10 protein-coding genes are annotated in these 11,603 nt (G+C 73.3%); 2 read left to right on the forward strand and 8 right to left on the reverse strand.

Going from position 1 to position 11,603, the window contains the following annotated elements:
* Positions 1 to 25: 25 nt before the first annotated feature.
* The 8 genes from mdh to FGE12_RS16315 form a co-directional block, all read right to left on the reverse strand.
* Positions 26 to 970, reverse strand: a complete 945-nt coding sequence (gene mdh / locus FGE12_RS16280) for a malate dehydrogenase (RefSeq protein ID WP_153867415.1) — start codon at positions 968 to 970, stop codon at positions 26 to 28.
* A 32-nt stretch (positions 971 to 1,002) separates the two neighbouring features.
* On the reverse strand, positions 1,003 to 2,298 hold the full coding sequence (gene icd / locus FGE12_RS16285; protein WP_153867416.1) for an NADP-dependent isocitrate dehydrogenase: 1,296 nt from the start codon (positions 2,296 to 2,298) through the stop codon (positions 1,003 to 1,005).
* Between the two features lie 173 nt (positions 2,299 to 2,471).
* Positions 2,472 to 3,932, reverse strand: a complete 1,461-nt coding sequence (menE, locus tag FGE12_RS16290; RefSeq protein ID WP_194797936.1) for an o-succinylbenzoate--CoA ligase — start codon at positions 3,930 to 3,932, stop codon at positions 2,472 to 2,474.
* Positions 3,929 to 4,987: an o-succinylbenzoate synthase gene (menC, locus tag FGE12_RS16295; protein WP_194797937.1), complete on the reverse strand. Its 1,059-nt coding sequence runs from the start codon at positions 4,985 to 4,987 to the stop codon at positions 3,929 to 3,931. Before menC ends, menE begins: the two co-directional genes overlap by 4 nt.
* Positions 4,988 to 4,991: 4 nt before the next feature.
* Positions 4,992 to 5,915: a 1,4-dihydroxy-2-naphthoate polyprenyltransferase gene (locus tag FGE12_RS16300; protein ID WP_153867417.1), complete on the reverse strand. Its 924-nt coding sequence runs from the start codon at positions 5,913 to 5,915 to the stop codon at positions 4,992 to 4,994.
* 11 nt (positions 5,916 to 5,926) lie between these two features.
* The gene (gene menH / locus FGE12_RS16305) at positions 5,927 to 6,778 is read right to left on the reverse strand and encodes a 2-succinyl-6-hydroxy-2,4-cyclohexadiene-1-carboxylate synthase (RefSeq protein WP_153867418.1); all 852 of its coding nucleotides are present in this window, start codon (positions 6,776 to 6,778) and stop codon (positions 5,927 to 5,929) included.
* Positions 6,769 to 8,529: a 2-succinyl-5-enolpyruvyl-6-hydroxy-3-cyclohexene-1-carboxylic-acid synthase gene (menD, locus tag FGE12_RS16310; protein ID WP_153867419.1), complete on the reverse strand. Its 1,761-nt coding sequence runs from the start codon at positions 8,527 to 8,529 to the stop codon at positions 6,769 to 6,771. Before menD ends, menH begins: the two co-directional genes overlap by 10 nt.
* Positions 8,522 to 9,841, reverse strand: coding sequence for an isochorismate synthase MenF (locus FGE12_RS16315; RefSeq protein ID WP_153867420.1), 1,320 nt, complete (start codon positions 9,839 to 9,841; stop codon positions 8,522 to 8,524). Before FGE12_RS16315 ends, menD begins: the two co-directional genes overlap by 8 nt.
* A 117-nt stretch (positions 9,842 to 9,958) precedes the next feature.
* Here FGE12_RS16315 and aroF point away from each other — a divergent pair, with 117 nt between their 5' ends.
* Positions 9,959 to 10,876, forward strand: a complete 918-nt coding sequence (gene aroF / locus FGE12_RS16320; protein WP_370459019.1) for a 3-deoxy-7-phosphoheptulonate synthase — start codon at positions 9,959 to 9,961, stop codon at positions 10,874 to 10,876.
* Positions 10,873 to 11,565, forward strand: a complete 693-nt coding sequence (ubiE, locus tag FGE12_RS16325; protein WP_153867421.1) for a bifunctional demethylmenaquinone methyltransferase/2-methoxy-6-polyprenyl-1,4-benzoquinol methylase UbiE — start codon at positions 10,873 to 10,875, stop codon at positions 11,563 to 11,565. The genes aroF and ubiE overlap by 4 nt, the downstream gene beginning before the upstream one ends.
* Positions 11,566 to 11,603: the final 38 nt, after the last annotated feature.

Consider the following 11,603-nt stretch of genomic DNA (forward strand, 5'->3'; position numbering starts at 1 on the left):
GCTCGGGAGCCCCGGTCGGAGAGGACTAGAGCTTCACGCTGTCCACGGTCTTCTTGACCGACTGGAAGCTCTTCTCCATCTCGGCCTTCTCCTCGGCGTTGAGCTTGATCTCGTGGATCTTCTCCACGCCGTGGCCGCCGATGGTCACCGGCACGCCGAAGAAGTAGCCGTTGATGCCGTACTGGCCCTCGAGCAGGGCCGCGCCCGGCAGCACACGCTTGCGGTCCAGCAGGTAGCTCTCCGCCATGGCGATGGCGCTCGCCGCGGGGCCGAAGTAGGCGCTGCCCGTCTTGTACAGGCCCACCAGCTCGGCGCCGCCCTCGCGGGTGCGCTTGATGATGGGGTCCAGCTTCTCCTTGGGGAGCAGCTCGGTGAGGGGCACGCCGCCCACGGTGGCGTAGCGGATGAGGGGCACCATGTCGTCGCCGTGGCCGCCGAGGACGAGCGCCTCGATGTCACGGATGGAGCAGCCCAGGGCCTCGGCCACGAAGCACTTGAAGCGGCTGGTGTCGAGCACGCCCGCCATGCCCACCACCATGTGCTTGGGCAGGCCGGAGATCTTGTGCAGCGCGTACACCATCGCGTCGAGCGGGTTCGCGATGTTGATCACGAAGGCGTCCGGGGCGTGCTGCTTGATGTTGGTCGCCACGTCCCGCATGATCTTGAGGTTGATCTCGAGCAGGTCCTCGCGGCTCATGCCCGGCTTCCGGGGGACGCCCGCCGTGATGATGATCACGTCCGAGCCGGCCACGTCCTTCCAGTCCGTGGTGCCGAGCACGCGCGCGTCGTAGCCGTCCACGGCGGAGAGCTGGTTGATGTCCAGGGCCTTGCCCTTGACCATGCCCTCGGCGGCCGGGATGTCGTAGAGGACCACGTCGCCGAGCTGCTTCTGCACGGAGAGCAGCGCCAGGTTGCCGCCGATCTGTCCGCCGCCGATGAGGCCGATCTTCTTCTTGGTCTTGTGGTGCATGTGTTGTCCCTCGGGTGTGGGTACCGGAATGACTACATGTGCTGGATGATGGCCTGCGCGAACTCGGAGCACTTCACCTCGCGCACCTCGCCCTTGCCGTCCGACTTCATCAGACGCGCGAAGTCGTAGGTCACGGTGCGCGCCGCGATGGCGCGGTCCATGCCCTGGATGATCAGGTCCGCCGCCTCGTGCCAGCCCATGTGCCGCAGCATCATGTCCCCGGAGAGGATGACGGAGCCCGGGTTCACCTTGTCCTGGTCCGCGTACTTCGGCGCGGTGCCGTGGGTGGCCTCGAAGACGGCGTGGCCGGTGAGGTAGTTGATGTTGCCGCCCGGCGCGATGCCGATGCCGCCCACCTGCGCGGCGAGCGCATCCGAGAGGTAGTCGCCGTTGAGGTTGAGCGTGGCGATGACATCGAACTCGTCCGGACGGGTGAGCACCTGCTGCAGGGTGATGTCCGCGATGGAGTCCTTGATGATGATCTTGCCCGCGGAGACGGCCGCCTTCTGCTCGGCGTTCGCCGCGTCCTCACCCTTGGCGGCCTTGGTGGCCTCCCACTGATCCCAGGTGTAGACCTTGTCGCCGAACTCGCGCGCCGCGAGCTCGTAGCCCCACTGGCGGAACGCGCCCTCGGTGAACTTCATGATGTTGCCCTTGTGCACGAGCGTGACGCTCTTGCGCTTGTGCAGCACCGCGTACTCGATGGCGGCGCGGATGAGGCGCTCGCTGCCCTCCTTCGAGACGGGCTTCACGCCCAGGCCCACGTTCTGCGGGAAGCGGATCTTCGCGTAGTCCTTGGGGAACTCCTTCTGCAGGAACGCGAGCACCTTCGCCGCGCGCTCGCTCCCCGCCTCGAACTCGATGCCCGCGTAGATGTCCTCGGTGTTCTCGCGGAAGATGGTCATGTCCACCTTCTCGGGGGTCTTCACCGGGCTGGGCACGCCCTTGAAGTAGCGCACGGGGCGCAGGCACACGTAGAGGTCCAGCATCTGGCGCAGCGCCACGTTGAGCGAGCGGATGCCGCCGCCCACCGGCGTGGTCAGCGGGCCCTTGATGCCCACCAGGTAGGTGCGGAACGCCTCGACGGTCTCGTCCGGCAGCCAGTTCTTCGTCTGGTTGAAGGCCTTCTCGCCCGCGAGCACCTCGTACCAGGCGATCTGGCGCTTGCCGCCGTAGGCCTTCTTCACCGCGGCGTCGAACACCATCTGGGAGGCGCGCCAGATGTCGCGGCCGGTGCCGTCACCCTCGATGAAGGGGACGATCGGGTGGTCCGGCACCGACAGCTTGCCGTTCTGCAGGGTGATCTTCTCGCCGGTCTTGGGCGCCATGCGCGGGAGCTCCTGGAGGCTGTGTTTGAGTCGCGTTTCTCGAAGGCGCGGGGATACTCAGGAACCGGACTCCCTGCGTCAAGGAGTTTGGCCCGGGTGCGCCTTGCCCGCGCTTATCGCTTCCACGCGTCGAGAAGGGAACGAATGCGGGCCCGAAAATCGCGCCCGGCGGCTCAGGCGCCGAGCAGCGCGCGCAGCGCCACCCGGTCCACCTTGCCCATCGCGTTGCGCGGCAGCTCCCCCGTCTGCAGGAAGCGGCGCGGCACCTTGTAGCCGGCGAGCCGCGCGCGGCAGAAGGCCTCGAGCGCCTCGGCGCCGGGCCACGCGTGCCCCTCGCGCAGGGCCACCGCCGCCACCGGCACCTGGCCCCAGCGCGGGTCCGGCACGCCCCCCACCGCCGCCTCGCGCACCGCGGGGTGCGCGGCGAGCACCGCTTCGATCTCCGCCGGGTACACGTTCTCGCCGCCGCACACGAGCAGGTCCGTGCGCCGCGAGAGCACCGTGAGGCGCCCCTCGGAGTCCAGCACGCCCACGTCGCGCGTGCGCAGCCAGCCGTCGCGCAGGGCCTCGCGCGTGGCCTCGGGCTGACGGAAGTAGCCCTTCATCACGGTAGGGCCGCGCACCTCGATCTCCCCCTCTGCCCCGGCAGGCAGGGGGGCGCCGTCCGCCCCCACCACGCGCAGGGCGAGCCCCGGCAGGGCCCGGCCCGCGTTCTGTCCCGTGGCCTCGTCCGGGCGCTCGGTCGCCGCCTGGGCGCAGGCTTCGGTCAGCCCGTAGGTCTGCAGCGCGAGCAGGCCGACGGCGCGGGCGCGCGCCACGAGCGGCGGGGGCACCGGCCCTCCCCCCAGCAGCGCGAGCCGGAAGCTGGGCGGCACGGGTCGGTCCCCGCGCGCGTCGAGCACCCTCTCCAGCGTGGTGGCCACGAAGCTCGCGTGGCTCGCCCCGTCCTCGTCGATGGCGCGGTTCACTGCCGCGGCGTCGAAGCGCTCGTGCAGGAGCAGCGCCCCGCCCGCGTAGGCGCTGCGCGTGAGCATGGTGAGGCCGCCCACGTGGAAGAGCGGCAGCAGGCCCAGCCAGCGCGGCGCGGGCCGGGCGCCGAGGTTCGCCGCCGAGGCGCGCGCGGCCGCGCGGAAGTTTCCCTCCGTGAGCACCGCGCCCTTGGGCACGCCCGTGGTGCCGGAGGTGAAGAGGATGACGCGCTCGGCATCGTCCGTCAGGGCTTCACGGCGCGCAGAGCCCGGAAGGGCGCGCGCCTCCTCGGCGAGCGCCTCGAGCGACTCGGCCCCGGGGAGTCGCTCTCGCAGTGCTTCGAGCGCCAGCGTGAGCCGGGGCTGCAGGCGCTGCAGCAGCGGGGAGAGCTCGCTCGCGGTGAGGCGCGCATTCAGCGGCGCCGCCACCGCCCGCAGGCGCCCCAGCGCGAAGAAGAGCGGAACGACGAGCGGATGGCTGCCGGCGAGCACTGCCACGCGATCGCCCTCCCCCACCCCGCGCCGCTCGAGCAGCGCCGTCCACTGCGCGACGTCGGCGTCGAGTGCCGCGTAGCTCCAGCGCCGGGCGCCTGCGCTGAGCGCGAGGGCCTCGGGGTGACGCTCAGCGCCCTGGCGGATGGGACAGAGGTGGGGCGTGGGCGTCACCGCGGCGGCTCCAGTCCGAGCCCCGGGCCCGGCGGCAATGGGATACGCCCCTGCACGGGCGAATAGGCGTGCACGGGCTCGCCGACGAAGAGGTGACCCACCGCGAGCCCCGAGGCCAGCGCGCCGGAGGGGAGTGCCGCGGCGAGCTGCGCTGCACCGGCGCGCGCCACCACCCCGTCGAGCGAGCTGGTGACGTACGCCTCGAGCCCCCGCGCGGATGCACGCCGGGCGAGCGCGAGCGCCGGCAGAAGTCCGCCGAGGACCATTGGCTTGAGCACCAGCACATCCACGACGCGCTCGGCGAGCAGTGCTTCGAGGGCGTCGGGCACGGCGAGGGACTCGTCCGCGGCGAGACGGCACGCGGAATCCGCCGCCACTCTGCGGAAGCCCGCGAGGTCATCCGCCGCCACGGGCTGTTCGCACAGCTCGAGCCCCAGGGGCTGCAGGCCCGCGAGCGCCTCGAGGGCCTCGTCCGCCGACCAGGCCCCGTTCGCGTCGACGCGCAGACACACGCGGCTTCCCACGGCCTCGCGCACCACCGAGAGACGGGCGACGTCGTCCGCGCGGCCGACCTTCACCTTGAGGGTGCGAAAGCCGCGCTGCACGGCGTCGCGCGCCTCGGCAGCGAGCGCCCCTGGCTCGCTTGCGCCGAGTAGCGCATTGACCTCCACTGCGTCACGCGCCGTGGGCGAGAGCCAGCGCGCAACGGACTCGCCGCGGGCCTGGGCGCCGAGGTCCAGCAGCGCGAGCTCCAGCGCGTGGCGCGCCGCCGAGGGGAGCGCGGTGCCGAGAGCCGCGGTGATGGCCGCGAGCTCGGGCGCGACGCTCGCGCCCTGGAGCGCCGCGCACGCCTCGCGCAGTGCGCGGCCACAGGCCTCGAGCGACTCGGTGCCGAACTCGGGCAGGGGCATCGCCTCCCCCTGCCCCACCGCGCCTCCCACCTCGTGCACGCGCAGGACGAAGCCCTCGCGCCGCGCGTAGGCACCGCGCGCGGTCCGCAGCGGCGTGCGGAACTCCAGCGCGAGCGGCGCGAGCTCGAGGCGCGTCAGCCGCACCGGCTCACCTCAGGCACAGGCCCACGGCGAAGAGCACGCTGTACACCATCTGCAGGCGCGCACTGCCGCCAAGCGCAGGGCCCAGCGCCCCGCCCTCGCCGCGCATGACGAGCCGCAGGGGTGGAAGGGCCGCAGGCAGCGAGAGCAGCGGCAGCAGCACCCAGCGGCTCGCGAGTCCCAGGGCGAGCATGGCCACCGGCGTGAGGAAGGCGAGCAGGAGCAGCGCCACGTACTCGCCGCGCCCGGCCGGGATGCCGAAGCGCACGATCAGCGTGCGCTTGTTCGCCTTCGCATCCGTGCGCGCGTCACGCAGGTTGTTCGCGACCAGGATGCAGGTGCCCAGCGCGCCCACCGGCAGCGCCGCCCACCACGCGGCGGTGCTCACGGAGAGCGCCTGCACGTAGTAGGTGCCCGTCACCGCCACGAGGCCGAAGAAGACGAACACGAACACGTCCCCCAGCCCGTTGTACGCGAGGGGGAAGGGCCCGCCCGTGTACGCGTAGCCGCACAGCACCGAGGCGAGGCCGATGGCCACGATGGGCCAGCCGCCGATGACGACGAGGTAGATGCCGCTGACGATGGCGAGCGCGAAGCAGCCCAGCGCCGCGGCGAGCACGGTCGAAGGTGCGATGAGCCCGCTCTGCGTCACGCGCGTGGGCCCGAGCCGCTCGTGCGTGTCCGCGCCCTTCTTGAAGTCGTAGTAGTCGTTCGTGAAGTTGGTGCCGATCTGGATCAGCATCGCACCGAGCAGCGCCGCGAGCGCGGGAAGCCAGTGGCCCACGCCCTCGCCGAATGCGAGCCCGGTGCCCACCACCACGGGGGCGGCGGCAGCGGTGAGCGTCTTGGGCCGGGCGGCCATCACCCAGGTGCCGAGCGTGGGGCGGGGCTTCGCGGAGAGCGTCTGCATCGAGGGAGCGGAAGAGGTCATGGGCTGTGGGGTTAGGAGGCGCGCACGCTGACGGCGGCCGGTTCGAACTCGGCCGGCGCTTCGTACCAGGGCGTCTGCAGGAAGGAGAGCACCTCGCGCGCGTACACCTCGGGGGCCTCCAGGTGCGGCGCGTGGCCGCAGCCCGCGAGCGCGTGGCGCCACACCACCGGGAGGTCCGCGGCCATGCGGCGGGCAATCTGCGTGAACTTCGCGTCCTGCGCGCCCGTGAGCAGCAGCGTGGGCAAGCGCTGGCGGTGCAGGCTGGGCCAGTAGTCCGGCTGCGCACCGAGGCCGAGGCACTCCAGCGCGCCCGCCAGTCCCTCCGCGTTGCCACTGCCGCGGCGCGCGCGCAGAGCCTGCTGCAGCGCGGGCGGCAGCTGGCGCAAGCCGTCGAAGAGCGGCAGCGCCTCCCAGCGCTCGACGAAGGCCTCCACGCCCTGGGTGCGGATGAAGGCCGCGAGCTTCGCGTCCGCGAGCCGTCGCTCGGCGCGCTCCTGGCGACGGTGCAGGCCCGGCGAGCCGCTCTCCATGATGAGCCGTCCGAAGCGCTCCGGTGCCCGCACCGCGAGGGCCAGCGCGAGCCGCGCGCCCTGCGAGTAGCCCAGCAGGTCCACCGAGGGGTGGCCCAGGCGCGTGACGAGCGCGAGCAGCGCCTCCACCGTCTCGATGAAGCCGTCGCGCCCCGTACGGGTGGGCAGCGGCGTCTCGCCGTGGCCGGGCAGGTCCACCGCGATGGCTCGAATGGAGGGGCCGAGCAGCGGGCGCAGGTGATCGAACGCGCTGCGGTTGCCCGTGAAGCCGTGCAGCAGCAGCAGCGGCCGCGTCCCCTCGCCCCACGTCTCGTACGCCAGCGTCACGCCCATGGTCCGTCTCCCAGTGCGGCTGCCATCTTCGCGAACAGCGCGCGGTGTGCCTCGACGTTGCCGCCGCGCTCGGTGCGCACCTCCACCAGGTGCAGCCCGCCCTCGAGTCCCGCCTGCACCGCGGCGCGCAGGGCGCCCGGCGTGGCGGGGCGCTCGAAGCGGGCGCCGTACAGCGCCGCCGCGTGCGCGAGGTCCACGCCGTGCGGCGTGCCGAACAGCGGCTCGAAGTGGCGGGTGGTGCCGGCGAGCGGCAGGAAGCTGAAGATGCCGCCGCCGTCGTTGTTCACCACGACGACGGTGAGCGACACGCCCTGGCGGCGCGCCGTGAGCAGTCCGCCCACGTCGTGCAGGAAGGCGAGGTCTCCGGTGAGCAGCGCGGTGGGCCGCCCGGAGGAAGCCGCTGCGCCGAGCGCCGTGGACACGATGCCGTCGATGCCGTTCGCCCCGCGGTTCGCGAGCACGCGCAGCGCGGCGCCGGAGGCGGGCGCGAAGGCGTCCACGTCCCGGATGGGCATGCTGCTGGAGATGAAGAGCTGGGCGCCGGCCGGTAGCGCCGCCACGACCTCGCGCGCCACCCGCGGCTCGCTCAGGTCCTGCTGCGCGGCGAACGCCGCCTCGAGTGCGCCGAGGGCGCGTCGCTCCGCCTGCTGGAAGCTGGAGGCCCAGGCCCCGAGGCCTCGCGAGAGGCCCTGCGCGAGCGCGCGTGCGGCGAGCACCGCGGAGCCCTCGAGGATGCGCGAGGCGCGGTGCGCGGGGTCCACCAGCGCGCCCTCGTCGCTGAAGAGCACGACGTCCGCGCCCGACGCGTCCAGCCAGGCCTGCGGCACTTTCGGCGTGAGCCCTCCGCCGAAGCGCAGGACCACGTCGGGACGGTGCGCCTGCGCAAAGGGCGGATGGCGCAGCAGCGCGTCGTAGAGCGAGAGCACAGGAGCGCCGCTGCCGCCGAAGCGCACCTGGGAGCTCGCCTCGGCGAGCACCGGATAGCCGCTCGCGCGCGACAGCACTTCGATGGCCTCGCGAAAGCCGTCCTCCGCATCGCGCGGTCCGCACACGATGACGCCGCGCGGCTTCGCCTCCACGAGCGCACGCACCTCGGCGAGCGCGGCCGCGTCCGGCGCGCGCGCGGACTGCAGGATGCGCACGAAGGGCTGAGCGCCCCTCCCCTCGCGGGCGAGCGGCGCGAGGCGCTCCTCGCCGAAGGGCTCGGGCACCGGCGCGAGCGGCTCGCGCAGCGGGACGTTGAGCTGCACGGCGCCGCGGGGGGCGCGCAGCGAGGTGGCCACCGCGCGCGCCGCCGTGGCGCGCAGGTGCGCGAGGGAGACCGTGGTGGCCTCGGGCAGACCCACGTCCGCGTACGCGCGCGCGAAGTCTCCGAAGAGGCGCGCCTGCGGGATGGTCTGCGGTGCGCCCCAGCCCTGCAGCTCGAGCGGACGGTCCGCGGTGAGCACCACCAGGGGCACGCCCGTCATCGCGGCCTCGATGACGGCCGGGTAGAAGTGTGCGCCCGCCGTGCCGCTGGTGGCGACCAGCAGCGCCGGGGCACCGCTCTCCTTCGCGAGGCCCAGAGCGAAGAAGCCCGCCGAGCGCTCGTCGATGACCGACCACAGCCGCAGCCCCGGCACCTCCGCGCAGGCAAGCGCGAGCGGCGTGGACCGAGAGCCCGGGCACACCACCGCCTCGCGCGCGCCGCCGCGCACCAGCTCCTCCACCAGCGCGCGGGCCCAGAGCTGATTCAGGTTCGCGTCAGACATTCGCCTCTCCGAGCGCGCGCCGCATGGCCACGCCCTTGATCTCCGTCTCGCGCCACTCGGCCGCGGGGTCCGAGCCGCGCACGATGCCCGCCCCCACGAAGAGCCGCGCCCGCGCGCCCTCCACCAGCGCCGAGCGCAGCGCCACTACCAGGTGCGCGCGCCCCGGCCCCACCCAGCCCACCGGCCCCGCGTACCAGCCGCGATCCAGCGCCTCGTGCTCGCGCAGGAAGTGCAGCGCGCGCTCGCGAGGGCTGCCGCCCACCGCGGGCGTCGGGTGCAGCGCGGACACCAGGGCCGCGGGGCCCACACCCTCCTTCAGCTCCGCCTCGATGCCCGTACGCAGGTGCACCACGTTCTTCAGCGCGAGCAGCGCGGGCGCTTCGTCCGCGTGCACCGCGCTGGACAGCGGCGCGAGCGCCTCGCGGATGCCGTCCACGACCGAGCGGTGCTCGCGCAGGTCCTTGTCGCTTCCCGCGAGCGCCCCCGCCTGCGCGGGCGACGCCGAGCCCGCGAGCGCCTCGGTGCTCAGGCGGGCGCCCTCCATGCGGCACAGCGTCTCGGGCGTCGCCCCCACGAAGGCGGTGCCGCCCGGCGCGCGCAGCAGGAAGGTCGCGCAGCGCGGGTTCTGCTCGCGCAGCCGCGCGAGCACGTCCACCAGAGAGAAGGGCTGCTCGGCCTGGGCGTCGATGGCGCGCGCCATCACCACCTTCTGCAACGCCCCCGACCCGATGGCCTCGAGCGCCCGGCTCACCCGCGCCTCGAAGCCCTCGCGCGAGGAGCGCAGCTGCAGGTGCTGCGCGCCTTCTCTGGCGTGCCGGTACCGCTCTGGAAAGGCATTGCGCACGCGCTCGAGGCGCGAGCGCACCCGGTCCTCGCCGCCCGCGTCCTCCGGGGCGAAGGCCGCGGCGCGCAGGCCGCCCTCCACACGCCACACCAGCAGCTCGGGCAGCACCCAGCGCCCGTGGCCGAAGCTGTCCCAGCCCAGCGCGCCGCCCGCGTAGTCGGGCCCCTGCGAGGCCGCGAAGCGCATGCCGCCGAACCACGGACCGGGCATCGCCTCGGCCGCACCGCCCAGCCAGCGCACCGCGCCATCCGAGGCGAGCGCCTCGAGCACGCGCAGGGCGCCCGCGGCGTCGTCCGCGCCGACGGCCGCTGCCTCGCCCCACCCTGCGGCCGCCTCCTGCGCGAGCGGGCGCTCCCAGTATACCGAGGGCAGCCCCAGCACGTCCGCGCCCGCGAGCGGATCCACCGCGGGCAGGGACAGGGTCCCGGCCACGTAGCGGCGTCCGTCAAGCGGAGTGTGCGTCGTCATCAGCGGTCCTCATGGGCGGGCTGGCCCGCGTCACCATCGGTTGTCTTCTATTCCAATCCGGCTATACATGCATCACGGAGTTCAAAACGGCTTGAACTCGTTGAACTGGAGCGACCGGTGAGCGGCAAGCGGGCAGACGACACGCAGGTGAGCGGGGGCGGCAAGGTCCGCGACCCGGGACCGCGGCTCGTCTGGCGCGAGGCCCATCCGGAGGACACCCGCGTGCGCGTGGGCACGCAGGGGCTGGAGATCGGCGGCGCGGGCTTCGTGGTGATGGCGGGCCCCTGTGCGGTGGAGGGCGTGGAGCAGACCGAGACGGCGGCCGCCGCGGTGGCGCGCTCGGGCGCGCACCTGCTGCGCGGCGGCGTCTTCAAGCCGCGCACCAGCCCCTACGCGTTCCAGGGCATGGGCGAGCCGGGCCTGCGCATCCTCGCCGAGGCGGGGCGCAAGAACGGGCTCCCGGTCATCAGCGAGGTGATGGACACCGCGCAGATCCCGATGATGCTCGAGCACGCGGACGTGCTGCAGGTGGGCGCGCGCAACATGCAGAACTTCGCGCTGCTGCGGGCGCTGGGCAAGGTGAGGAAGCCCGTGCTGGTGAAGCGCGGCCTCTCCGCCACGGTGCAGGAGTGGTTCCTCGCCGCGGAGTACCTGCTCGCGGGCGGCAACGAGCAGGTCATCCTGTGCGAGCGCGGCATCCGCACCTTCGAGACCGAGACGCGCAACACGCTGGATCTCGCGGCGGTGGCGCTCGCCAAGCAGCGCACGCACCTGCCCGTCATCGTGGACCCCTCGCACGCGACCGGCAACGCGGACCTCATCCTGCCCATGGCCCTGGCGGCCGTGGCGGCGGGCGCGGACGGGCTGCTCATCGAGGTGCACCCGCGCCCCGAGCAGGCCCTGTGTGACGGCCACCAGGCCCTCACCCCCGAGCGCTTCGACGCCGTGATGCGGCGGCTGCCGCCCATCCTCGCGGCGATGAACCGACACCTCACGCGGCCGGTGCAGCCGGCCCACGCAGCGGGAGCCCGATGAGCACCGAAGTGCGCCAGATGTTCTCCTCCATCGCCACGCGCTACGACGTGACGAACGAGGTCCTGTCTTTCGGCATCCACCGCCTGTGGCGCCGCAAGGCCATCCAGCTCTCGGGCGCGAAGCCGGGCGACGCGGTGCTCGACTGCGCCACCGGCACGGGTGACCTGGCCATCGCCTTCAAGCACACCGTGGGCGGCGACGGGCGCGTGGTGGGCACGGACTTCTGCCCCGAGATGCTCGACAGCGCGCCGGCGAAGGCCTCGCGCGAGGGGCTGGAGATCGAGTTCGCGGTCGCCGACGCGATGGACCTGCGCCAGTACGCGGACGCCACCTTCGACGTGGCCTCCATCTCCTTCGGCATCCGCAACGTGGATGACCCGGTGAAGTGCCTCAAGGAGATGGCCCGGGTGGTGAAGCCGGGCGGGCGCGTGGTGGTGCTGGAGTTCGGCCAGCCGCGCGGGCTCTTCGGCGGCCTCTTCCGCTTCTACAGCAAGGTGCTGATGCCCTTCGTGGGCGGCCTGATCACCGGCAACCGCGCCGCCTACGAGTACCTGCCGCGCACGGCCGCCGCCTTCCCCGCGGGCGAGAAGTTCCTCGAGCTGATGGACCGCTCGGGGGCCTACCGCAAGCGTGCGGCGCACCCGCTCACGTTCGGGACGGCCTACGTGTATGTCGGCACGGTGCGCTGAGGGGCCTCCCCCTTCCCTCTCCGGGGACGTCGCGCACC

The sequence above is a fragment of the Aggregicoccus sp. 17bor-14 genome, from assembly GCF_009659535.1.
Lineage (GTDB): Bacteria > Myxococcota > Myxococcia > Myxococcales > Myxococcaceae > Aggregicoccus.

Coding starts and splice junctions, on each gene's coding strand:
- icd (WP_153867416.1), bottom strand. CDS start 2,298: ATGGCGCCCAAGACCGGCGAGAAGATCACCCTGCAGAACGGCAAGCTG.
- FGE12_RS16315 (WP_153867420.1), bottom strand. CDS start 9,841: ATGACGACGCACACTCCGCTTGACGGACGCCGCTACGTGGCCGGGACC.
- menD (WP_153867419.1), bottom strand. CDS start 8,529: ATGTCTGACGCGAACCTGAATCAGCTCTGGGCCCGCGCGCTGGTGGAG.
- mdh (WP_153867415.1), bottom strand. CDS start 970: ATGCACCACAAGACCAAGAAGAAGATCGGCCTCATCGGCGGCGGACAG.
- ubiE (WP_153867421.1), top strand. CDS start 10,873: ATGAGCACCGAAGTGCGCCAGATGTTCTCCTCCATCGCCACGCGCTAC.
- FGE12_RS16300 (WP_153867417.1), bottom strand. CDS start 5,915: ATGACCTCTTCCGCTCCCTCGATGCAGACGCTCTCCGCGAAGCCCCGC.
- menH (WP_153867418.1), bottom strand. CDS start 6,778: ATGGGCGTGACGCTGGCGTACGAGACGTGGGGCGAGGGGACGCGGCCG.